Raw genomic sequence first — 23120 nt, 5'->3', positions numbered from 1 at the left:
AAGCCCGCCTAAACCCTCAGCAACCCCTTGCGCATCTGCTCCAGCCCGGCGGCCTCCATCAGCGCCTGAATATTGCCGCCGCCGAAGCCGGCATTGCCCTTGCGCTGCACGATCTCGAAAAAGACCGGGCCGAAGTCCGTATCGGTGAAGGCCTGCAGCAATATGCCTTCGCGGCGCAGATTGCCGTCGATCAGAATGCCGTTGCGGCGCAGGCGCTCGATGTCTTCGTCGTGGTGCGGCACGCGGGCGTCGATGCCGTCGTAATAGGGGGCGGGGACCGGCTGAAAGCGTACGCCGCGTGCCTTCAGGGCCTCGACCGTGGCGTGGATGTCGAAGGTTTCCAGCGCGATGTGCTGCACGCCTTCGCCGCCGTGCGCTTCCAGAAAGGCTTCGGTGGCGCTGTAGGCCGAGCGGCTTTCGCTGAGCGGAATGCGGATCTGCCCCTGCGGACAGACGAGGGCCTGCGCCTCCATCCCCGTGGCGTGGGTGTCGAGGTCGAAATAGCGCTGCGATTCGAAGCCCAGCACGCGCACATAGAAGTCGGCCCAGGTCTGCATCTGACCCTTGCGCAGGGCATGATTGATGTGGTCGACGCAGACAAGCCCGGCGCCGTTGACCTGAGCGACCGGCGGTGAGTGCAGGGCGCGCCAGCCTTCGGGTGCATGGCCGCGCATGGCGACATCGTCGATCAGATAGATGAGCGTGCCGCCGACGCCTTGCAGTGCCGGTACGTCTTCGCCGTACGGCGTCGCGTGGGCGTCGGCCGCCTTCGCCCCCTGTTGCACGGCCAGACGCAGGGCGCGCTGGGCGTCGCTGACGCGGAAGCCCATGCCACAGACGGTCGGACCGTGACGCGCCGCCGTTCGGGCGGCGTGACCGGCGGGCTCGGCATTGAGGACGAAGTAAATCTGCCCCTGACGGAAGACGCTGACATCCTGCCAGGCGTGGCGGTGCGTCTCGACAAAGCCCAGGCGCTCGAAGGCGGTGGTGTGCGCCTCCGCATTCGGGGTCGCGAACTCCACAAACGCGAAACCTTCCAGCCCCAGAGGATTTTGGCAACTTACCGGCATCTGTTCCGTGTGTTCTCGTATTACCCCGCTAACACAAGAAAAACGAAAACGGCTCAGGAGTCCAGTTAACACTGCGTAATGAAAAACCCTATTTCGGCGCCGGTCCGGTAGAGTCGCGCAGCACCAGGTCGTGCCGTGTCATATAGGTCGCCGCCGTGCCGCCGGGGAAGTTGGCGTCCCAGTCGTCGAGCGACTGCACCACCCGGCGCGACATGTCGAGATAGGGCTGGGCGATGGTGGTCAGGGCCGGCCATACCGCCGAAGCGATGGGCGCGTCGTCGAAGCCCACGACCGACAGATCGGCGGGTATGCTGAGGCCGCGCTTGTGCGCCACCATGCTGACCGCCGCAGCCGTCTCGTCATTGGCGGCGAAGATGGCCGTCGGCGGTTCGGGCAGGGACAGCAGCGCCTCGGCGGCTTCGATGCCCTTCTTGAACATGAAGTCGCCGGCGACGAACAGGTCCGGGCCCGGACGTTGACGTCCCGCGGCGTCATAGGCTTCGAATATGCCCTGACGGCGCAGGATCGAGGCCGAATGGTCCGGGTGGCCGCTGATGTGGCCGATGCGCTTGTGACCCAGCGAGAACAGGTGCTCGATGATCTGACGCGCGGCGGCGCGGTCGTCCATCACCACCGACGGGAAGTGCGGGTCGAAGATCGACGGCGCGATCAGCACGGCGCGGGCGTCGCGCTTCCTCAGATGCGCCTTCAGCGGTTCGAAATCGCACAGGGTCGGCAGCAGGATGAGGTCGCGCACGCGGCCTTCGTTGAGAAAACGGTCGACGCGGCTTTCCCAGTCCGGCTTCACGCCTTCGAACAGTTCGACCGTGATGTGCTTGCCGGCCTCCATGCAGGCGGTCAGCAGGGCCTGATGGAAGCGGCTCTGATAACCAGAGGAAGGGTCTTCGAGCAGCAGGCCCAGCGAACTGGCTCCGCCCAGCCGCAACTGCCGCGCCGAGGCATTGGGGCTGTAGTCCAGTTGCTTCATCGCCGCCAGCACCTGCTCGCGTGTGTGGATCTTCACCTTGTCCGGCTCGTTGAGAACCCGCGACACGGTCTTGGCCGACACACCGGCGAGGCGGGACACATCGTAAATCGTCGTCATGATACTCAAACTAACAGCAAGCGATGAACAGGAAAAGCGGCGTTATCTAACAGGTCGAATCCGGTCTGGCGAGGGTTGGCGTGATGCAGGGCGGTCACAGTCGTGGCCTTGATCGGCCACAATTTATGACATCGATGACATTTCGGATTGACAAAATCAGGCCATTTTGTGAAACCGATGCCAGCCATAAAGGATAAACGGACTGGGGAACCCTCGAAAACGCCTCAAAAATGAGGCGGATGCCACGGGAAATCGTTGTAAACGCGCTGTTTGCCACCTGTTGCCCGGCTCATCTTCAATGTCTTTCGCGACAATATAAGACAAAATAGGACATAACAAGACAAAACCTATGTCCTGTCGCGAGGATGCTTTCGAAGGATGACGCCGCCGGGCCCGGTCAGTGCGCCGTGAAAAAGAAACGTCATTACCAGGGATGAAGTTCATGAGACAGACACAAAACACAGGCAGGCAAAACACAGGCAGGCAAACCACAGGCAGGCAAACAAAGGGCAGGCAAATCGCGCGCGGTCTGGCCCTGACCCTTTCGGCAGGCGCCTCCTGGCTTGCGCTTTCGGCGGCCGTCGCCGCGCAGGAAGCGCCGGCAGCGGCCGAAGATATCACCGAAGTCGTCGTCACCGGCGTCCGCGCCTCTCAACTCCGCTCGGTCGGCATCAAGCGCAAGGAAGCGGCCATCGTCGACGCCATTTCCTCCGAAGACATCGGCAAGCTGCCCGACACCACCATCGCCGACTCGCTCCAGCGCGTGACCGGCGTTCAGATCCGCCGCGACGCGGGCGAAGGCTCGACCGTCGATATCCGCGGCCTGTCGCAGGTCATCACCCTGCTCAATGGCGAACAGTATCTGTCGGCGGGCAACCTCGGTTCGGCCCAGCCCAACCTGCTCGACGTGCCGTCGCAACTGATGAACAGCGTCGTCGTGTTCAAATCGACCGACACCACCAATGCGCTGTCGGGCGTGTCGGGCACGATCGACCTGCAAACCCGTCGGCCGTTCCAGTTCCGTCAGGGCCTGACCCTGGCCGGCGCGATCGAAGGTCAGCGCGGCGACCACACCAAGGGCGACGACTATTCGCTCAATGGTCTGGCGAGCTGGCGCAACGATACCGTGGGCGTGCTGCTGTCGGCGGCGACGTCCGACGTCACGCTGGGCAACAACTATTCCGGCATCGGCGGCGGCATTTCCGGCAATAACGACTGGGGCGGTTCCGCGCCGCAGAACTTCCTGTCGCCGCACGGCTACGAAAGCTTCCACCGCGAGAATCAGCGCAAGCGTCTGGGCGTCAACCTGTCGACCGAATGGAAGTTCGGCGACGGCTACACCCTGATCGCCGAAGGCTTCTACGCCAAGCTGGAAGACTATAACCGCGCCGTCGGCATGAATATCTCGAACCGCTGGGACGGCGCCGTCTTCGGCACCTGGACCAAGCCGACGGACTTTGAAAACACCGGTCAGACCGGCTCGAACGGCCGTCCGTGGCTGACGGTCGACGAATACGACATCAACGCCCACTGGGTGAACTCGTTCACCGTCAACCGCACCAACAAGTCGGAATCCTTCAACTATAATCTTGAGCTGAAGTACGACAACGGCGGCAACTATACCTATGAGCTGCGCGCCATCTCGGCCAACGCCAACCGCCTGAGCATGAACGGTCAGGTGCAGGGCGACCTGTCCAACTGGCGCTATGCCGACGGCCGCTTCACCCTGTTCCGCAACGCCGACGACCGTACGCGCGGCACCTTCTATCCGAAGTCGATCTGCGACACCTTCCCGGCGTCGCGCCGCACCAACGCGGTGACCGGCGCACAGGGCGGCTGCTATATCGATCCGAATCCGCAGGGCTACGGTCAGAACCCGCAACTGCACTACGACATCTCCGGCGATCATCCGGTGTGGTCGGGCTTCGACACGCCGATCTCCGGCGGTCTGGGCGCGGGCAAGTCGCTGAAGGACTATATGGCCAATCTCGGCTCCTACGCCGTGGGCGCCTTCTCGTCCGAAGGCAATAACGAGGCGGATTCGACGCTGGAGGTCGCCCGTTACGACGGTCACTACCGCTACGACGACAAGATGTTCGGCCTCTTCACCAACGCCCACTTCGGCGCGCGCACGTCGAAGCGCGAAGTCGACATCACGCAGTTCCACCTGTTCTCGGACTTCTATCCGAATACCCGCGATCAGAACGGCGTGCTGCAATCCAAGGGCTGCGCCGCGCAGTGGAAGGCCATCGACGTCGTGATGGATAATCCGCGCTGCGCCCGTGGCGAAATGGTCCCTTCGGCCGCCAATCCGTCGGTCATGGTTTTCCAGCCGTATACGGTCAACAAGCCGACGCGTCTGGACGAATACAACAACCCGATCTTCGTCACCGACCTCGGTGGCGTGACTTCGGGCCTGCCGGGCTTCTGGGCCGCCGATCCGCGTGACTTCGACGATGCCGCCGCCTTCATGACGCGCGTCTTCGGCGGGGCCAACCGCGTGATCGTGCCGGGTCAGTCCTATTCGGTCTCGCTGGAAGAAAGCTCGGCCTATCTGGCCGGCGATTTCGAAATCGGCGAAAAAATCCGCGGTAATGCCGGCGTGCGTGTGATCAAGACCGACCTGTGGGTCCGCCAGAACGTCACCGACCCGACCCAGTATCCGTATGGCGACACCAACGAAGATATCGGCGACACCTTCGACTCGAACGACTATGTCGACGTGCTGCCGGCCATCAATGTGGTCTACGACTATTCGGACAAGCTGCGCTTCCGCTTCGCGGCGGCCAAGACCATGCAGCCTCTGGACCTCGGTTCCTACGGCGGCGGCTTGAAGATCAACACCGCCGACGATCAGACGCTGGGCATCCGCATCGTCACCTCGGCCAACCAGGACGGCAACCCGCAGCTCAATCCGTGGCGCGCCAAGAATGTCGATTTCGCCGCCGAATACTATCTCGGCCGCGCGTCTCTGGTGAATCTGGCGCTGTTCCACATCGATATCGAAAGCTTCACCACCGCCGGTCAGACCGTGGGCCGCTTCCCGGATCAGGACGGCGTCATCCGCCGCGACGTGCCGGTCTACAAGCAGATCCAGGGCGAGGGCGGCAAGGTGTCGGGCGTTGAAATCGGCGGTAAGTTCGCCTTCAACGATCTGATCGATACGCCGGTGTGGAAGAATTTCGGCGTCGACACCAACTACACCTACTCGCCCTCGACGGAATCGCGTCGCGGTCTGGACGGTGAAAAGCTGCCCTTCATCAACAACTCCAAGCACCAGTTCAATCTGGTCGGCTGGTATCAGGACGACAAGCTTCAGGTCCGCGTGGCCTACAACTATCGCTCCGAACGCCTGAACGGCGTCTCGACCCTGTCGGGCGATAATATCGCTCAGTACGCGGATGAGACTGCTTTTGTCGATGTCAACGCCACCTATGACGTCAACAAGCACCTGTCGCTGTACCTCAACGGGTCCAACATCACCGGCGAAATTGAGAAATATTACTATCAATTCGCCGAGGGCAAGACCCAGTACGGCTCTCAGAACGAGTTCGAACCGCGCCTGACGCTTGGCCTGCGCGCCAAGTGGTAGGAGAGGGTTCGTAAGCCTTCCGGGCGGCGGGCCTTCTGCCGCCCGGAACTCAGGATCGCATCCAACCGGTGTCTTCCTGTTTTCTTCCACAAACTGGGCCGTGACCGAGCAAACTCCCTCTGCTTCGTCACGGCTTTTTTGTCTGGCAAGCCGGTCGAAACCGGCGCATCCTCAATAAAAAACACAGGGATCGGATATGAGCTTCTTAGCTTTCATACCTCCCCGACTTGTCGGGGTAAAGCGCCCGCGAAAGTATAGCTTTTGCCAGCGATGGGACCGCGACTGCGGAGCAGGCGGGGTGGTGGGGTATCTTTCCTGCACTGGCCAAGCACAAGGTCTTTGGCCTTTAAGAACCCCCACCACCACATCTCACCTGCCTGACGGCAGGCTCGTGCGGTCCCCCTCCCCGGTGAACTGGGGAGGTATGAAATGATGGCCGCGCCTTATCCTATCCAAACCCTCGTCATTGCCGGCGGCGGCACCGCCGGATGGATGACCGCTGCGGCGCTGGCCCACCATTTCGCCGGAACGCCGCTGACGATTCGTCTGGTCGAATCCGCCGACATCGGAACGATCGGCGTCGGCGAGGCGACCATCCCCACCATCCGTAGCTTTTATCAGTCGCTGGGGATGGACGACGCCCGTGTCATCCGCGCCACCCAGGGGACCGCCAAACTCGGCATTTGTTTCTCCGGCTGGCGTCAGCCCGGCCACGACTTCATCCATCCCTTCGCCGGTTATGGCGAGGATTTCGGCGAGATCGCCTTCGCTCAGGTGCTGGCGCGGCTGGCTGCCGAAGGCGCTCCGCAAACGCTTGAACACTATAGTCTGGGCCTGCAACTGGCCCGCGCCGGCAAGTTCGCCTTCGCGCCCAATCCATCGCCGTTCGGCGGCGCGTATTTTGACTGGGCGCTGCACCTCGATGCGGGTCTGTTCGCCGCGCATCTGCGCCGTTTTGCCGAAAGCCTTGGCGTCGAGCGCATCGATGCGCGCATCGAGGACGTTCAGACCGACGCGGAAACCGGCTTCGTCAGTACGCTAAGGCTCGATGGCGGGCGCGAAGTCGCAGGCGACCTGTTCATCGACTGCACCGGTTTTCAGGCTCTGCTGATCGGCAAGACGCTGGGCGCGGGTTACGAGTCCTATGCCGACTGGCTGTTCTGTGACCGGGCCTTGGCTGTTCAATCCGCCGCAATTCCAGAAAAAGTGGATGCCGGTTTTTCGCCCGGAATTGCGGCACTCAATGCGCGCGACGTCGGCGCGCCCTACACGTTGGTCACCGCGCGCGAAGCGGGCTGGACGTGGCGCATCCCGCTGCAGCACCGCACGGGTAACGGCTACGTCTATTCCAGCCGCCATACGGACGACGAAACGGCGCTGAAAACCCTGACCGGTGTCATTCCCGACAAGCTTTTGATGGTGCCGCGTCCGCTGCGTTTCACGCCCGGCCGCCGCGCCGATGCCTGGGTGAAGAATGTCGTCGCCATCGGCCTCAGTTCGGGCTTTCTCGAACCGCTGGAATCGACCTCGATCGCCCTGATCCAGACCGGCATCGAGAAGCTGAAACAGCTTTTTCCGCGTTCGGACTTTCACCCGTCCCTGACCGCCGAATATAACGATATGTCGAAGCGCGAGTTCGAGCGCGTGCGCGATTTCCTGATCCTGCACTATTGGGCGTCGCAGCGCGATGAGGCCTTCTGGGCCGATTGCCGTCGGGTGGATCTACCCGATACGCTGAGCCACAAGATCGAACTTTACCGCTCGCGCGGCCACTTCGTGCGCTACCGCTGGGAGATGTTCCATCCGCAAAGCTGGCTGGCCATCTATGACGGTTTCGGTATCGCGCCCGATACCTGCGATCCGGCGGCGGAGCGCCTGAACCGCGCCGATATCGACGCCGCGCTGAAGCAGATGCGCGACTATATTTCGACCACCGTGGCCAAGGCCCCGACCCACGCGGCCTTCATCCAGTGGTGCCAGCAACAGGAGAAGGCGGCATGACGCAGCCCGTAAAATCCCTCGTCATCGCCGGGGGCGGCACCGCCGGCTGGATGTGCGCGGCCATCCTCAGCCACTATCTGCCGAAAACCATCCGTGTACAGCTTATAGAGTCCGAACAGATCGGCACGATCGGCGTCGGCGAGTCCACCGTGCCGCCCTTTCTCGAACTGATCCGCCGTCTTGGCATCGATGAACAGGAATTCGTCCGCGAAACGCAAGGTTCGTTCAAGCTGGGTATCCGCTTTAAAAACTGGCGGCGGAAGGGCGAGGAATATTACCATCCCTTCGGGCATATCGGCGGCCATATCGACGGTCAGGACTTTTATCAGCACTGGCTGCGCGCCCGCGATCTGGGTGACGATACGCCGTTGCAGATCTACGCCCCGGCCACCGAAATGGCCCGCCACCACAAATTCATGCTGCCGTTCAAGGCACCGCGCACGCCCATCGCTTCGGCGTCTTTCGCCCTGCACGTCGATGCGTCGCTTGTGGCCAAATATTTGCGCCGCTTTGCCGAAGCCCGTGGCGTCACGCGCCACGAAGGGATGATCGGCAAGGTCGATCAGGACGCCCGCGGCTTCATCTCGGCGCTGGAACTGACCGATGGCCGGCGCATCGACGGCGACCTGTTCCTCGACTGCACCGGCTTCCGGGCGCTCTTGATCGAAAAGGCGCTGGGGGTCGGCTATATAGACTGGTCGCAGGAACTGCTGTGCGATCGCGCCATTGCTGTGCAGACCGAAAACATCAACGATCCACACCCCTATACCTATGCGGAGGCGCAAGGATCGGGCTGGCGCTGGCGCATCCCGTTGCAACACCGCGCCGGGAACGGCTATGTCTATTCCTCGCGCCACATCAGCGACGAGGAGGCAATCCAGACCCTTCTTTCTCAGGTCGAAGGGCGGCCTGTCACCAAGCCGATGGTCGTGCCGTTCAAAACCGGGATGCGGACGGAAATCTGGGCCAAAAACTGCGTCTCGGTCGGGCTGGCCTCGGGCTTTATCGAGCCGCTGGAATCGACGGCGATCCACCTGATCTATCGCAGCATGGACTTCCTGCTGCGCTACTTCCCCGGCGCGGACTGCGACCCGAACCTGTCGCGCGAATTTAATCTGCGCATGGGCAGCGACTATACGGAAATCAAGGACTTCGTGGTGCTGCACTACTGCCTGACGCAGCGCGACGATACGCCTTTCTGGCGCGACGTGCAGGCCGCGCCGGTGACGCAGAGTTTACGCGAAAAGATCGCCCTGTTCGCCGAAAACGGCGCTTTGCGCGAAGGGGTGGACGAACTGTTCCGCGCGCCGTCGTGGCAGTCGGTGATGGACGGTATGGGCGTCAAGCCGCGTCGGCACAATCCGCTGGTCGATCGTGTGCCCGAAGCCGACCTGCGCGCCACCTTGGCGGCGGTCCGTCAGCAGCTTCCGGCCTTTGTCGCCACCCTGCCGTCGCATGGCGAATTCCTGCGCACCCACTGCCCGGCGGCCGAGGTGAAGGTGCCTGCCTGACCCTGCAGAGCCCAACAAAAAAAGCCCGCTTCGACATCGAAGCGGGCCCTTTTTGAATCTCTGTTGAAAGCCTTACAGATAACGGCGCAGTGAACGCGACAGGTCGGTGCCGTTATCCTTCTTTTTCTTCTGCTGCGGCTGATAGGCGACGCGCGAATGCTCGACGCAGTAGGGGATGCCGTCGGAAGCGCGGCGGCCGCAGAAGGTGAATTCGTCCGACGACGGATCACCGATCGGCCACTTGCACATCTTGGAGCCCAGCGTCAGCACCGTGGCGGTACCCGGACCCTCGATCACCGGCACGGACGGCACCTGCGCGACGGGGCGCTGAGCGGGCTCGACCGAGACGCGGCGCGGGGCCGGTTGCGGCGCGGGCTGCGCCTGAGCGGCCGGACGCGGCGGCTTGGCAGGCTTGTACAACGGGCGGGCGGGTTGGGACGGCGCTGCGCGGCCTGACAGGCCCAGACGGTGCACCTTGCCGATCACGGCATTGCGCGTCACGCCACCCAGGGTCTTGGCGATCTGGCTGGCGGAATGGCCTTCCTGCCACAGCTTTTTCAGCGTTTCCACGCGTTCGTCAGTCCAGCTCATATTAAGCCTCCGTCCCCTTGAATGACGGGCACGCCCGCCAAAGCCTCAGCACTAGATATAGATTCTCCCGTTACGCTAAAACGGGCTCTCATACAGCTAATCGTAAACAAAAAGTTAAAAACCGCAATATGTAGTGTTTCGCCTGTAGGGGGATGTCCACAGCAAACTATATGTGGTGTTTCGTTGTGGATAATTGAGGCTTTCCACAGGGCTGATCCACAGATTTTGGCGCGAAGACGCTTTATCCACGCGAATCGCCGCACAATCGCGCGGGGTCTGTGGAACAAATGGCGGCGGTTCCGGGTTCAGGTTGACAGAGGCCCGATGGCTAAGGCACAAGGGCGTCACGCAGCGCAGGCTTTCAGGTCGCCTCAGACGCGGGTGTAGCTCAATGGTAGAGCAGCAGCTTCCCAAGCTGAATACGAGGGTTCGATTCCCTTCACCCGCTCCAATCTCTCATCGCCAAGGGTCCAAGCTCTCTTTTCGTTGGCGGGAGCCTGCCTCATCTAACAACCCAAACGTGAAAACAATAAAAAATTAACCATATTATACCCATCATAAAACCTCGTTATGTGCGGAGTTTTATGATGTTCAACAATCTGTCTATGCAGATCAAAGTGATCTCGCTGATGTCTCTCATTGCGGTCGTGGGTATTGGTTCGGTCGTCTATACCGATCTGTCGCTGGGCAAGAGCATTGAGCAGTACGATCAGGCGATTACCGGCCCCGCCCCCGCAACCGTCGCGCTGGCGCGTTCGGGTCGTCATGCTGCGTGGACATCGCGCTCGATCCTCAAGGCCATCGTCGCCAGCGATGCCGCAAAGCTCGAAAACGCCCGGCACGACATCGAAGATGGCAAGACCAAGTTCAATGCCGAAATGGACAAGGCGAAGGGGCTCCTTCCCGATAAGGCGGCGGAGTTTGCCCCCCTGCGTGAAAAGTATAATTCGGCCATGGCCGGCTCCTGTGCTGAGGTTTTAAGCCTGGCGCAAGCCGGGCAGCGTGAAGCCGCTATCACATCCATGGATAGCGGATGCGGACCTGAACTTTTGGGCGTTATGACGGGTATCGCGTCCGTGGTCGATAAGACCGTCGCAGAAAACAACGCCTTGTCGGCGACGCTCGGAAAAACCTCCGCCGAGGCTATGCGCAATGCCAATATTTTTGGTGTCGTGGGCCTGCTGTTGGCGGGTGTCCTTGCCGTTTGGCTGACCCGCACGGGAATCTCGGCGCCGGTCGTGCGTCTGGACGCCCTGATGGGGCAAATGGCGAAGGGTAAACTCGATGTCGTTATACCCGGTCAGGACCGCCGCGATGAGATTGGCTCGATGTCACGCACGGCCGAAGCCTTCCGTCAGGGGCTGGCCGAAGCCGAAGCGCTTCGCGCCGCCGCCGAACGTCAGAAGATCGCCGCAGAAGCCGAGCGACGCGCCATGATGCTCAGCCTTGCCGACGATTTTGAAAAGTCGGTCGGCGGGATTGTGTCTCTGGTATCCGCCGCCGCCACGGAGATGCAGGCCGCATCCGCCCAACTCAGCGCCACGGCGCAGGAAGCCTCCGCACAGTCGGTCGCCGTGTCGGCTGCGGCGGAAGAGGCCGGGGCCAATGTCACTTCCGTCGCCGCGTCTACAGAGGAACTGGGCGCGTCCGTCAGTGAAATCGGCCGTCAGGTCGAAACCTCAGCCAGCGTTGCCGCGAATGCCGTCCATGAGGCCGAAGAGGCGCAGGTCGTGGTCAGCGAGTTGAACGAGACGGCGTCGTCAATCGGCGGCGTCGTGGACCTGATCGCGGGGCTGGCCAGCCAGACCAACCTTCTGGCTCTCAACGCCACCATCGAGTCCGCACGCGCCGGGGAGGCGGGCAAGGGCTTTGCCGTGGTGGCCTCCGAGGTCAAGGCGTTGGCGTCGCAAACCGCCAGAGCCACCACCGACATATCCGAGAAAATCGCCAAGATTCAGGACGCCACCAACCGGGCGGCCCTGACGATGCGCAACATCAGCGGCACCATACAGAGCCTGAACCATTCCAGCACGGCGATTGCGTCTGCGGTCGAGCAGCAAACGGCGGCGACGCAGGAGATCATTCAGGCGGTCAATCAGGCCTCGGTCGGCACGCAGGAAGTGACCTCAAACATCTCCGGCGTGGCGCAGGCCGCCGAGCAGACCGGAGAAGCGGCCGTTCAGGTTCAGAGTTCGTCTGCCGAACTGGCCACGCAGGCCGAACGTCTGCATCACGAGATGGATAAGTTCCTCCAGACCGTGCGGGCGGCCTGATATCGGCATTAAGCCGCATTTCCTGGCAGAAACCCCGTCAGCCATGGCGGGGTTTTCTCGTCAGGAATGACAGGCCTCCGGTTTCTACCTTCGCACCAGATGGTCGTAGACGTGGGTGACTTCGTCGAAACGCACACGAGGCGGCTGACCGGCGAAGGGTTGCGGCGTGAAATGGGCAGTGGTCAGGCCGGCCTCGATCGGATCGCTGATCTTGTCGGTATTCCAGCCGATCAGCAGGTGTCCGCCGGGCTTTACTATCGCCGCCAGAGCCTCCAGTGCGCGGATTTGCTGCGCTTCGGAATCGACGCCATAGCCCAGCACGCCATTACACAATATGCCGTCGAAGCGCAGGTCGCTGAAGAGTGTATCGGCTTCGCAGATGTCGCCTGTGCGGTGGCGGATCTTATGGCCGAAACGAGCGGAGCGCGGGTCGATGTCGGTGGTCCAGGCCTCGGCGCCGTGCTGTTCCAGTATGCGGTAATAGCCGCGATTATAGCCGCGGCAGCCGACGAACAGCAAGCGGCCTTTCAGTTCAGAAAAGGCCGGCAGATAGGCGTCGGTCATCAGCCGCCGGTCGGGCAGATCGTGAATCTCCGAGCGCTTCGATTTGAACAGTGTGGCCAGCCAGCCCATCCGTGTGTCTCCGTTTGGAGCAAGACTAGGGGGCAAGGGCCTCGGCGTCAAACGGGGTTAAGGAAAGTCTCTCCACAGATGGCCACGGATGCACACAGATACTCCGAGTGCGTGGACCGGACATTCGATCATCTACGAAGGTTGAATGCGCGCAAAGCGCGCCTTTTTAGTGCATCCACTCATATAGGTCAGCGCCACACGCACGATCTATCTGTGTGCATCTGTGGCCATCTGTGGAGACTCTTAAGTCCTTTACAACGCAGGCGGTTCGGCGCGGAACAGCACTTCCGCCGACGCCAGGTCCTGCGCCGCCTCGCCGACGCTCTTGAACACGCTCAGGCCCGCCGGCGGCACGAAACCGGGGTCGCACAGATCGCGCAGCATCCCGCCGATCTCATCCCGGCCCACGCCGTGTAAATCGCCTGCGGTGGTAAGCGCGGCGGGCGTATCGATAAACACCCGCGCGCGTTGGAAGGTCTCGGCGTCGGCTTCGCGCATCTCCGGCGTGAAGCCGCCGATCAGGGTCACGTGCTGGTCGCTGAGGTGGCGGCCTTCGATCCACGGGGTGCGACTCAGCGTGGCGCAGGCGATCAGGTCGCTGTACGGGATTTGCTGCGCGATGTCGTCGCAAACCGTTGCGTGGAAACCGGCGGCGCTCAGCCTGGCCGCCAGCGTTTCGGCGTTTTTGCGCGTCGGGCTGAACACCGAGACGCTCTCGATATCGCGCACGGCTTTGAAAGCGTGAGGAATCTCGGACGCGATGCGCCCGGACCCGATGAGCAACAGGCGGCTGGCGTCAGGTTTAGCCAGCCGGTTCATCGCCACGGCCGCTACCGCCGCCGTGCGCCGCGCCGTCAGTTCTTCCCCGTCGATCAGCGCCAGATGGCGGTTGGTTTCGCCGTCGAAGACCAGATAGGAGGCGGTGACGCAGGGCAGATGCCGCTCGGCATTGCCGGGCGTGACGTGGACGATCTTCACCCCGCCCAGACGCTCGGACCAGGCAGGCATCAGAAGCAGCGATGCATCCTGCGGCAGATCGAACACCGGGCGTTGCGGCATTTCCGCTCCGGCCCGCAACCGCGCGGGCAGTTCATGCACCAACCGGTCGTAGGGCAGGGCGGCTTTCAGTTCCTCGGCGGTGATCAGGCGCATGGATATTTCCTTTTTTGCCCCTCACCCCAACCCTCTCCCCATCATGATGGGGAGAGGGGGAGCAAGGCTATCTGTATGTGGCGGTCTCTTTCAGAACCCAGTCGCGGAAGGCCTTGAGCGGCGGATGATTGCCGCGCTCGGCGGGCCAGACGAGGTAATAGGCTTCGCCCGTTTTCAGCGGCGCGTTGATGACCGGGACCAGCGCGCCGGAGGTGAACTCTTCCTCGGCCAGAAACTGCGGTAAGAGCGCAATACCGAGGCCGGAACGCGCGACCTGCGCTACCGTGGCGAACTGATCGAACAACATGCCGTGGACATTGTCGGCGGGGGCGTCATTGGCCTCCAGCCAGCGCTCCCAGGCGTCGGGGCGCGAGGTCAGGTGCAGCAGGGGCGCCTGACGCAGATCGGCGGGTTCGGCAAAGGCGTATTGGTCCTTCAGTTCCGGCGCGCACGCGGGGATGACCACTTCCGGGCGCAACAGGGCCGCTTCCGCGCCGGGCCAGTCGGGGCGGCCGAAATGGATGGCGGCGTCCAACCCCTCGCCGCGGAAATCGAACACGCCGATGCGGGTGATCAGATTGACCTGAATGCCGGAATTGTTGCGCAAAAAATCGGGCAGGCGCGGGGCCAGCCAACGCGTGCCGAAGGTCGGCAATATGGCCAGTTTCAGTGTCCCGCCGTGCGGATTGGCGCGCAAGCTGAGCGAGGCCGACGAGATGATTTTCAGCGCCTCACGCACTTCGCGCGCATAGGCCTCGCCGCCGGCGGTGAGGCGCACGGTCTGGCGTTCGCGGTGGAACAGCTCGACCTCAAGCTGGGCCTCCAGCGCGGCGATCTGGCGGCTGACGGCGCTTTGGGTCAGGTTCAGTTCACGCGCCGCCGCCGTGACCGAGCCCAGACGCGCCGTGGCTTCGAAGGCGGCGAGGAGCGACAGGGAGGGGAGGAAGCGACGAGGTGAACGCATATTCTGTTTCGGAATGAAATATTGCCAAAAATCGGCTTGTGAAGGCGATTTTGTGAACGTACAACCGTCTCTGATATTACGCAAGAGAATGAACTGTGTCGGTTAAGCTGGAGGCCATCACGCACGGACTATGGGCCGCGACCGCGCCGGAGGCCCCGGTGACGGCGGTGCTCTATGGCGATGTGCGCGCCGATGTCGCCGTGGTTGGGGCGGGCTATACGGGCCTGTCGGCGGCGCTCACTCTGGCCGAGGCCGGGGCGAGAGTTGTGGTCATCGAGGCGCGCGAGATCGGCTTTGGCGGCGCGGGGCGCAATGTCGGCCTGGTCAATGCCGGCATGTGGGTCATGCCCGATGAACTGCCGCGCGTGCTGGGGGCCGTGCACGGCGAGCGGTTGCTGACCGCGCTGGGCGACGGACCGAAGGAGGTCTTTGCGCGCGTCGATAAGCACAATATCGCCTGCGAGCTTAAGCGCGAAGGCACGCTGCATTGCGCGGTCGGGGCGGCGGGTGTGAAGGAACTGAGCGAGCGGGCGCAGCAATGGCAGGCGCGCGGGGCCGATGTGCGGCTGCTCGATGCGGCGGAAACGCGGCGGATGGTCGGAACGGACGCTTATGCGGCGGCGTTGCTGGATAAACGCGCCGGGACGATTCAGCCGCTGGCCTATGTGCGCGGTCTGGCCACGGCGGCGGTGGCGGCGGGCGTCGATATCCGCAGCGAAAGCCCGGTGGAACAGATCGAGGCGGCGGGCGATCAGTGGTGCGTTACAACGAGCGGCGGTACGGTGACGGCCCCTAGGGTCATCATGGCCACCGATGCCTATACCAAAGGGCCTTGGGAGATCATCCGTAAGGAGCAGGTCTATCTGCCCTATTTCAACTGCGCCACCACGCCCTTGCCTCCGGATATTCTGCGCCACATCCTGCCGGAAGGGCACGGGGCCTGGGACACGGCCGAGGTGCTGTCGTCCTTCCGTATGGACGCCGCCGGCCGGCTGGTGTTCGGCAGCGTCGGGGCCTTGCGCGGCGCGGCTCAGGGCGTTCACAGCCGCTGGGGTCGCCGGGCGATGGCGAAGCTGTTTCCGGCGCTCAAAGGCGTGGGATTCGAGCACGAATGGTACGGCTGGATCGGCATGACCGACGACAATCTGCCGCGTTTTCATCGCTTTGCCGACGGCGTGGTGGGCGTGTCGGGTTATAATGGCCGGGGCATCGCACCGGGTACGGTGATGGGCCGGGTGCTGGCCGAACACGTGCTGGGCAAGCTGTCCGAGGATGAGTTGCCTTTACCGGTGACGACGCCGCAAGAGGCGAGGCATCGTGCGGTGAAAGAGGTTTATTACGAAGCCGGTGCGGCTATGCTGCACGCGGTGGAACACAGGTTTTAACATCCTCCCCTGCAAAGCGGGGGAGGTGGCTGCAAGCAAAGCGAAGCAGACGGAGGGGGCATTCCTCGAGACTTTGCCCCCTCCACCACTTCGTGGTCCCCCTCCCCCGCTTCGCAGGGGAGGATGAAGGAGGAAGAAATTATGAGCGCGGATACACGGATTTTGCTGGAATCCTTAAGCGTCACCACCGGTCATACGGGCGGGACTCTGAAGGTCCATTCGCCCAACACCGGCGAGCTGATTGCCGAGGCGGTCGAGACCTCTGCCGATGAGGCGAAGGCGCGTATTGACGCCGCGCACGAGGCCTTCCTCAAATGGCGTCTGATCCCGGCGCCCAAGCGGGGCGAACTGGTGCGTCTGTTCGGCGAAGAACTGCGGGCGCACAAGGACGGGCTGGGCCGGCTGGTCTCTATCGAAGCCGGCAAGATCAAGTCCGAAGGCCTGGGCGAAGTGCAGGAGATGATCGACATCTGCGACTTCGCGGTCGGGCTTTCCCGGCAACTGTACGGCCTGACCATCGCCACGGAACGCGCCGAGCACCGTATGATGGAAACCTGGCATCCGCTGGGCGTCGTCGGCATTATTTCGGCGTTCAACTTCCCCGTCGCCGTGTGGGCGTGGAACGCCTGTCTGGCGCTGGTTTGCGGCGACACGATCGTGTGGAAGCCGTCGGAAAAGACGCCGCTCACCGCCATCGCCACCCATGCCCTGTTCGACCGCGCCGTGGCGAAATACAAGGCCGCCGGATACGACGCGCCCGAAGGCCTGTCGGCCCTTCTGATTGGCGGCAAGGACATCGGCGAAGCGCTGGTCGATCATGAAAAGGTGGCGCTGGTGTCCGCGACCGGTTCGACCGCCATGGGCCGCGCCGTGGGGCCGAAGCTGGCGGCGCGATTCGCCCGCGCCCTGCTGGAACTGGGGGGCAACAACGCCGCCATCATCGCGCCGTCCGCCGACCTCGACCTGGCCCTGCGCGGCGTCGCCTTCGCGGCCATGGGCACGGCGGGTCAGCGCTGCACGACGCTGCGTCGCCTGTTCGTGCATGAGAGCATCTACGATACCTTCCTGCCGCGCCTGAAACAGGCCTATGGCTCGGTCAAGGTCGGACACCCGCTGGAAGAGGGCACGCTGATCGGGCCGCTGATCGACGGTGCGGCCTTCCGCGGTTTTGAAAAGGCTCTGGACGAAGCGCGTGCGGCGGGCGGTCAGGTCACCGGCGGCGCACGCGTCGACATTAATGGCCACGATAGCTACTATGTCAGGCCGGCTCTGGTCGAAATGGACGCCCATGCGGGACCGGTTTTGCGGGAAACCTTCGCGCCAATTCTATATGTATTGAAATATAGTAATATTTCTGACGCTATTGCTTTGCAGAACGCCGTGGGCGCCGGGCTGTCGTCGTCGATCTTCACCAACGACATTCGCGAAGCCGAACTGTTCGTATCCGCAGCGGGGTCCGATTGCGGCATCGCCAATGTCAATATCGGGCCTTCGGGCGCGGAAATCGGCGGGGCTTTCGGCGGCGAAAAAGAGACCGGCGGCGGCCGCGAATCCGGCTCTGATTCCTGGCGCGCCTATATGCGCCGCGCCACCAACACCATCAATTACGGTCGGACCCTGCCGCTGGCGCAAGGGGTGAAGTTCGATGTCTAAATTCGACTGGGCCGATCCTTTTCTGCTCGATGCGCAACTGTCCGACGAAGAGCGGATGATCCGCGACGCGGCGCACGACTACGCGCAATCGTCGCTTCTGCCGCGTGTGCTGAAAGCCTATGCCGAGGAACAGACCGACCCGGCCATCTTTGCTGAGATGGGCGCGCGCGGCCTTCTGGGGGCAACCTTGCCGGATCAGTATGGCGGGGCAGGGGCGTCCTACGTCGCCTATGGCCTCATCGCCCGTGAAGTCGAGCGCGTGGATAGCGGCTATCGCTCGATGATGAGCGTGCAGTCGTCGCTGGTCATGCACCCGATCTACGCCTATGGCTCCGAAGCGCAGAAGCAGAAATACCTGCCGAAACTGGCCAGCGGCGAATGGATCGGCTGCTTCGGCCTGACCGAGTCGGACGCCGGCTCCGATCCGGCTTCAATGCGTTCGACCGCGCGTAAAATCGACGGCGGCTATGTGCTCAACGGCACGAAGATGTGGATTTCCAACTCCCCCATCGCCGATGTCTTCGTCGTCTGGGCCAAGCTCGACGGCGTCATTCGCGGTTTCGTGCTGGACAAGGGCGCGAAGGGCCTCAGCGCGCCGAAGATCCACGGCAAGCTGTCCCTGCGCGCCTCGATCACCGGCGAAATCGTCATGGACAATGTCGAGGTTTTCGAGGACGCCTTGCTGCCCCATGCCGAGGGTCTGAAAGGGCCGTTCGGCTGCCTCAACCGCGCGCGGTATGGTATCAGTTGGGGCGTGATGGGGGCGGCGGAAGACTGCTGGCACCGCGCGCGGCAATACGGCCTCGACCGTCAGCAGTTCGGGCGGCCTCTGGCACAGACGCAGCTTTTCCAGAAGAAGCTGGCCGACATGCAGACCGAGATCACGCTGGGGCTTCAGGCCGCCTTGCGCGTCGGGCAGTTGTTCGACGCGGGCCAGATGCAGCCGGAAATGATCAGCCTGATCAAGCGCAACAACTGCGGCAAGGCGCTGGATATTGCGCGGCAGGCCCGCGACATGCACGGCGGCAACGGCATACACGAAGAGTTCCACGTCATGCGTCACGCGCAGAACCTGGAGACGGTGAATACTTACGAAGGCACCCACGATGTGCACGCGCTTATCCTCGGCCGCGCGCAGACGGGTTTGCAGGCGTTTTCCTGATGAAACCTCTTTCCGGCCTGAAAGTTCTCGAACTGGCGCGCATCCTGGCGGGGCCGTGGGCGGGTCAGATTCTGGCCGATCTGGGCGCCACGGTGGTCAAGGTCGAGCGCCCCGGTTCGGGTGATGATACGCGTGGCTGGGGCCCGCCTTTTATCGGCGACGCGGCGGCCTATTTCCATGCCTGCAACCGCGGAAAAACTTCCGTGGCCATCGACATGACAACGCCTGAAGGTCAGGCGGCGATCCGTGAACGGGCGGCGGAATCCGACGTGCTGATCGAGAATTTCAAGGTCGGCGGATTGCGCCGATACGGGCTCGATTATGAGAGTCTCAAGGCGATCAATCCGCGCCTGATCTACGTATCGATCACCGGTTTCGGGCAGGACGGCCCCTATGCGCAGCGCGCCGGTTACGACTACATCATCCAAGGTATGTCGGGACTGATGGACATTACCGGTGACCCGGACGGCGAGCCGCAAAAGGTCGGGGTGGCCGTGGTCGATGTGTTCACCGGCGTCTATACCTCAACCGCGGTGCTGGCGGCCTTGCGGCAGCGCGACACGACGGGCGAGGGCTGTCACATCGACATGGCGCTGTTTGATGTGGCCACGGCCATGCTGGCCAATCAGGCGATGAACTATCTGGCGTCCGGCGCATCGCCGACGCGGATGGGCAATGCGCACCCCAATATCGCGCCCTATCAGGTGTTTGCGGTGAAGGACGGCCACGTCATCGTCGCCGTGGGCAACGATCATCAGTTTTTGCGTTTCTGCGATGCGCTGGAAGCGGACTATGTGGCACAAAATCCGGCCTATGCGACCAATGCCGGACGGGTGGCGGCGCGGCATCAGCTACAGGCCGAGCTTGAGCCGTTTTTGCGCAATATGACGCGCGCGGATTTGCTGTCGGGGCTGGAAACAGCGGGTGTGCCGGCAGGGCCGATCAACCGCATCGAAGATGTGTTCAAGGATCCTCAGATCGTGCATCGCGGGATGCGGCTGGAGATCGACGGCATCCCCGGCGTGGCTTCGCCGATTGTTATGAATGGCGTCCGGATGAATGCGGAAACCGCGTCGCCGAAGCTTGAGGACAAAGCATGAGAACCGGCGGACAGATTCTCGTTGATCAACTGACGCGCAATGGCGTGGAGCGCCTGACCTGCGTGCCGGGCGAGTCGTATCTGGCGGCGCTGGATGCGATGTACGATGCCGATATCGACGTGCTGATCTGCAGGCATGAAGGCGGCGCGGCGATGATGGCCGAAGCCTATGGCAAACTGACCGGCAGGCCGGGCGTCTGTTTCGTGACCCGCGGGCCGGGAGCGACCAATGCGGCGCACGGCGTGCATATTGCGCAGCACGATTCGACGCCGATGATCCTGTTCGTGGGGCAGGTCGAGCGCGCCTTTCTGGGGCGTGGCGCGTTTCAGGAACTGGATTATGTCGCGGCTTTTGGCGGCATCGCCAAGTGGGTGGTGGAGATTTCCGACCCGAAACGCATCCCGGAAATCGTCGCCCGCGCCTTCCGCGTCGCCATGCAGGGCCGCCCCGGTCCGGTGGTCATTTCGCTGCCTGAAGATATCCTGACCGAAATGGCCGATGTGGCCGATGCCCCGCGCGTCGAAGCGGTCGAGGCCGCGCCGTCGCCAGCCGAATTGAGCGCATTTGCGGATTTGTTGAATAAGGCGGAACGTCCGCTGATTATCCTTGGCGGGTCGCGCTGGACGGCGGAAGGCTGCACCGCCATCGCTGATTTTGCGGCACGGTTTGATGTGCCCGTGGCGACCGAGTTTCGCCGCACCTCGCTGTTTCCGGCGCACCATCCTTGCTATGCGGGCGACCTCGGCTTCGGTCAGAACCCTGCCCTGTCGCAGCGGGTCAGGGACGTCGATCTGCTGATCCTGCTGGGGGCGCGCATGGCCGAGGTGCCGTCGAACGGTTACACCCTGATCGATGCGCAAAAGATGGTGCATGTCTTTCCGGAAGCCGATGAGATCGGGAGGGTGTATCAGCCGGTTTTGGGTATTGTCAGCACGCCGGATGCCTTTGCTAAGGCATTGGCGGGGGTGGCCCCCTCACCCGACCTCTCCCCGCAGGGGAGAGGGGAAAAAGCACATGCGGAGTGGCTGAATTGGACCGAAAAGCCCGCGCAAATCCCCGGTGATTTCCAGTATGGCGAGGTCATGGTGTGGCTGCGCGAAAACCTGCCGCCGCAGACCATCATCACCAATGGGGCGGGCAATTACGCCATCTGGGTCCATCGCTACTGGCGTCACGAAAAGCCCTTCACGCAAGTGGCACCGACCTCGGGCAGCGTCGGCTATTCGGTCCCGGCGGGCATCATGGCCAAGCGTCAGTGCCCCGATGCGCCGGTGGTGACCTTTGCCGGCGACGGCTGTTTCCTGATGAACGGCAATGAGTTCGCCACCGCCGTGCAGTACGACATTCCGCTGATCATTATCGTCATCGACAATGGCATGTGGGGCACGATCCGTATGCATCAGGAGCGCGAATATCCGCATCGCCCCATCGGCACGGACCTGAAAAATCCCGACTTCGCCACCTACGCGAAGGCATTCGGTGGGCATGGCGAAACCGTGCGAACCACGGCGGACTTCGCCCCGGCCTTCGAGCGCGCGCAGGTGTCAGGCAAACCGGCCATCCTGCATTGCCTGATCGATCCGCAGGCCATCACACCGGCTAAAACGCTGGATCAGGTGTCGCGCGGAGAGTAAAACCTCCCCATGCACAGACTGTTTATCGGGATCGAACCGCCGCACGACATCAAGACGCAACTGCTCGACCTGATGGGCGGGGTGAGCGGCGCGCGCTGGCAGACGGCGGCGCAACTGCACCTGACCCTGCGCTTTGTGGGGGAGGTCGATCGCCATCAGGCCAATGACATCGCCGAAGCGCTGAGCGACCTGCGCCACCCGGTGTTCGCACTGTCGCTCGCCGGTGTGGGCACATTCGAGCGCAAGGGGCAGGTCCATACGCTGTGGGCGGGGGTGACGCCGTTCGAGCCGGTGCACGTGCTGCACAAGAAGGTCGATCAGGCGGTGGTGCGCACGGGGCTTTTGCCGGAACCGCGGGTTTTTCAGCCGCATATCACGCTGGCGCGGTTAAGTGGTCGTATCGGAACGCTGTCGCATTTTCTCGATGCCAATGAGGGGCTGACGAGCGCGCCGTTTGCGGTGGATGCGGTGTGTTTGTACGAGAGCACGCTGACCAGCGAAGGCAGCGTTTACACGGTGGTGGAACGGTACGTGCTGTAATCTTCTCCCTGTGCCGAAGGCATGGGGAGGTGGCATTGAGCGATAGCGAAAATGACGGAGGGGGATGACTCGGACAAGCCCTCGGCATCTAACCTTGGTCTGTGCGCACCTTCAAAGTACTGCACTTGCTGCTGATATTTTCGCCATCCCCCTCCGTCACGCCTTCGGCGCGCCACCTCCCCATTGCTACGCAACAGGGAGGAGAAGGAGTAGAGATTTTATACTGACGGTGAAGGCTCTCTTTTAAGCCTGCGCAAACAAAAGGTCGAGCGCGTATGACGGATGCCGGGGAATTTCAGCAGCTTCTTGCGCAGAAACTGCTCATAGCCCTCCGTCCCGTCGACCGCCGCGATCAGCACGTAATCGTACTCGCCCGTCGTCAGATAGGCGTCCGTCACTTCGGGCAGGTTCAGCACGTAGCGCGAAAATTCTTCGATGCGGTCGTCGTCGTGCGATTCGATATTGATCTCGACAATCACCGTGTCCGGCTTGCCCACCTGTTCCGGATCGAGCAGGGCGACATAACCGGTGATCACCCCGGCCTCTTCCATGCGTTTGATCCGCGACCAGCAGGGGGTGGGTGAAAGTCCTACCTGATCGGCGATTTCCTGCGTCGTCAGGCGGCAATTGCTGCGCAGCAATCGCAGGATTTTGCGGTCGGTATCGTCGAGCGCGCGGCCCTCAGAAGATCGCGTCATGTCTGTCCTCGGCCTGTTCGGCATCCCATTCTGCGGCGAAGCGCCGCAACGGAATG

At 62.7% G+C, this 23120-nt stretch carries 17 protein-coding genes and 1 tRNA gene; 11 read left to right on the top strand and 7 right to left on the bottom strand.

Features of this window, described 5'->3' with window-relative positions:
• Positions 1–8 precede the first annotated feature (8 nt).
• Positions 9–1070: a 4-hydroxyphenylpyruvate dioxygenase gene (gene hppD / locus LH365_RS12625; protein WP_226743989.1), complete on the bottom strand. Its 1062-nt coding sequence runs from the start codon at positions 1068–1070 to the stop codon at positions 9–11.
• A gap of 88 nt (positions 1071–1158) precedes the next feature.
• The gene (locus tag LH365_RS12620) at positions 1159–2175 is read right to left on the bottom strand and encodes a LacI family DNA-binding transcriptional regulator (RefSeq protein ID WP_226743988.1); all 1017 of its coding nucleotides are present in this window, start codon (positions 2173–2175) and stop codon (positions 1159–1161) included.
• A 442-nt stretch (positions 2176–2617) separates the two neighbouring features.
• On the opposite strand from LH365_RS12620, the gene LH365_RS12615 reads away from it, so the two are divergent.
• The 3 genes from LH365_RS12615 (at position 2618) to LH365_RS12605 (ending at position 9279) form a co-directional block, all read left to right on the top strand.
• Positions 2618–5767 carry a TonB-dependent receptor gene (locus LH365_RS12615; RefSeq protein WP_226743987.1) on the top strand — a complete coding sequence of 1050 codons (3150 nt, stop codon included), beginning with the start codon at positions 2618–2620 and terminating at the stop codon, positions 5765–5767.
• A gap of 429 nt (positions 5768–6196) precedes the next feature.
• The gene (locus LH365_RS12610; protein WP_226743986.1) at positions 6197–7768 is read left to right on the top strand and encodes a tryptophan halogenase family protein; all 1572 of its coding nucleotides are present in this window, start codon (positions 6197–6199) and stop codon (positions 7766–7768) included.
• Entirely contained in the window at positions 7765–9279 is a 1515-nt protein-coding gene (locus LH365_RS12605; protein WP_226743985.1) for a tryptophan halogenase family protein, read from the top strand. The genes LH365_RS12610 and LH365_RS12605 overlap by 4 nt, the downstream gene beginning before the upstream one ends.
• 72 nt (positions 9280–9351) lie before the next feature.
• On the opposite strand, the gene LH365_RS12600 is transcribed toward LH365_RS12605, so the two are convergent.
• Positions 9352–9870 (bottom strand): GcrA family cell cycle regulator, encoded by a 519-nt coding sequence (locus LH365_RS12600; RefSeq protein WP_107871609.1) that lies wholly within the window; start codon positions 9868–9870, stop codon positions 9352–9354.
• Between the two features lie 377 nt (positions 9871–10247).
• Here LH365_RS12600 and LH365_RS12595 point away from each other — a divergent pair.
• Positions 10248–10321: transfer RNA gene (locus LH365_RS12595), tRNA-Gly, on the top strand.
• Positions 10322–10499: 178 nt separating this feature from the next.
• Positions 10500–12143, top strand: coding sequence for a methyl-accepting chemotaxis protein (locus LH365_RS12590; protein ID WP_226743984.1), 1644 nt, complete (start codon positions 10500–10502; stop codon positions 12141–12143).
• 84 nt (positions 12144–12227) lie between these two features.
• Here LH365_RS12590 and LH365_RS12585 read toward each other — a convergent pair whose 3' ends face one another.
• From LH365_RS12585 to LH365_RS12575, 3 genes are all read right to left on the bottom strand, one after another.
• Entirely contained in the window at positions 12228–12776 is a 549-nt protein-coding gene (locus LH365_RS12585) for a bifunctional 2-polyprenyl-6-hydroxyphenol methylase/3-demethylubiquinol 3-O-methyltransferase UbiG (protein WP_226743983.1), read from the bottom strand.
• 252 nt (positions 12777–13028) lie between these two features.
• On the bottom strand, positions 13029–13928 hold the full coding sequence (locus LH365_RS12580) for a quinate 5-dehydrogenase (protein WP_226743982.1): 900 nt from the start codon (positions 13926–13928) through the stop codon (positions 13029–13031).
• Positions 13929–13995: 67 nt separating this feature from the next.
• The gene (locus tag LH365_RS12575; protein ID WP_226743981.1) at positions 13996–14892 is read right to left on the bottom strand and encodes a LysR family transcriptional regulator; all 897 of its coding nucleotides are present in this window, start codon (positions 14890–14892) and stop codon (positions 13996–13998) included.
• 95 nt (positions 14893–14987) lie between these two features.
• Here LH365_RS12575 and LH365_RS12570 point away from each other — a divergent pair, with 95 nt between their 5' ends.
• From LH365_RS12570 to thpR, 6 genes are all read left to right on the top strand, one after another.
• Positions 14988–16277, top strand: a complete 1290-nt coding sequence (locus tag LH365_RS12570) for an FAD-binding oxidoreductase (protein WP_304502290.1) — start codon at positions 14988–14990, stop codon at positions 16275–16277.
• Between the two features lie 141 nt (positions 16278–16418).
• Positions 16419–17930: an aldehyde dehydrogenase family protein gene (locus LH365_RS12565; RefSeq protein ID WP_226743980.1), complete on the top strand. Its 1512-nt coding sequence runs from the start codon at positions 16419–16421 to the stop codon at positions 17928–17930.
• Positions 17923–19092, top strand: coding sequence for an acyl-CoA dehydrogenase (locus tag LH365_RS12560; RefSeq protein ID WP_226743979.1), 1170 nt, complete (start codon positions 17923–17925; stop codon positions 19090–19092). Before LH365_RS12565 ends, LH365_RS12560 begins: the two co-directional genes overlap by 8 nt.
• Entirely contained in the window at positions 19092–20192 is a 1101-nt protein-coding gene (locus LH365_RS12555) for a CaiB/BaiF CoA-transferase family protein (RefSeq protein ID WP_226743978.1), read from the top strand. The genes LH365_RS12560 and LH365_RS12555 overlap by 1 nt, the downstream gene beginning before the upstream one ends.
• Complete coding sequence (locus tag LH365_RS12550; RefSeq protein WP_226743977.1) at positions 20189–21826, top strand: thiamine pyrophosphate-binding protein; 1638 nt, start codon at positions 20189–20191, stop codon at positions 21824–21826. The genes LH365_RS12555 and LH365_RS12550 overlap by 4 nt, the downstream gene beginning before the upstream one ends.
• A gap of 9 nt (positions 21827–21835) precedes the next feature.
• Positions 21836–22366 (top strand): RNA 2',3'-cyclic phosphodiesterase, encoded by a 531-nt coding sequence (thpR, locus tag LH365_RS12545; protein ID WP_226743976.1) that lies wholly within the window; start codon positions 21836–21838, stop codon positions 22364–22366.
• 218 nt (positions 22367–22584) lie between these two features.
• Here the strand turns inward: thpR and LH365_RS12540 are convergent, their stop codons facing one another.
• On the bottom strand, positions 22585–23064 hold the full coding sequence (locus LH365_RS12540; protein ID WP_226743975.1) for an Lrp/AsnC family transcriptional regulator: 480 nt from the start codon (positions 23062–23064) through the stop codon (positions 22585–22587).
• Positions 23065–23120 lie beyond the last annotated feature (56 nt).

It is taken from the genome of Asticcacaulis sp. AND118, from assembly GCF_020535245.1.
Lineage (GTDB): Bacteria > Pseudomonadota > Alphaproteobacteria > Caulobacterales > Caulobacteraceae > Asticcacaulis.
The sequence above is the reverse complement of the archived record's forward strand: the minus strand, read 5'-3'. Positions and strand labels throughout refer to the sequence as shown.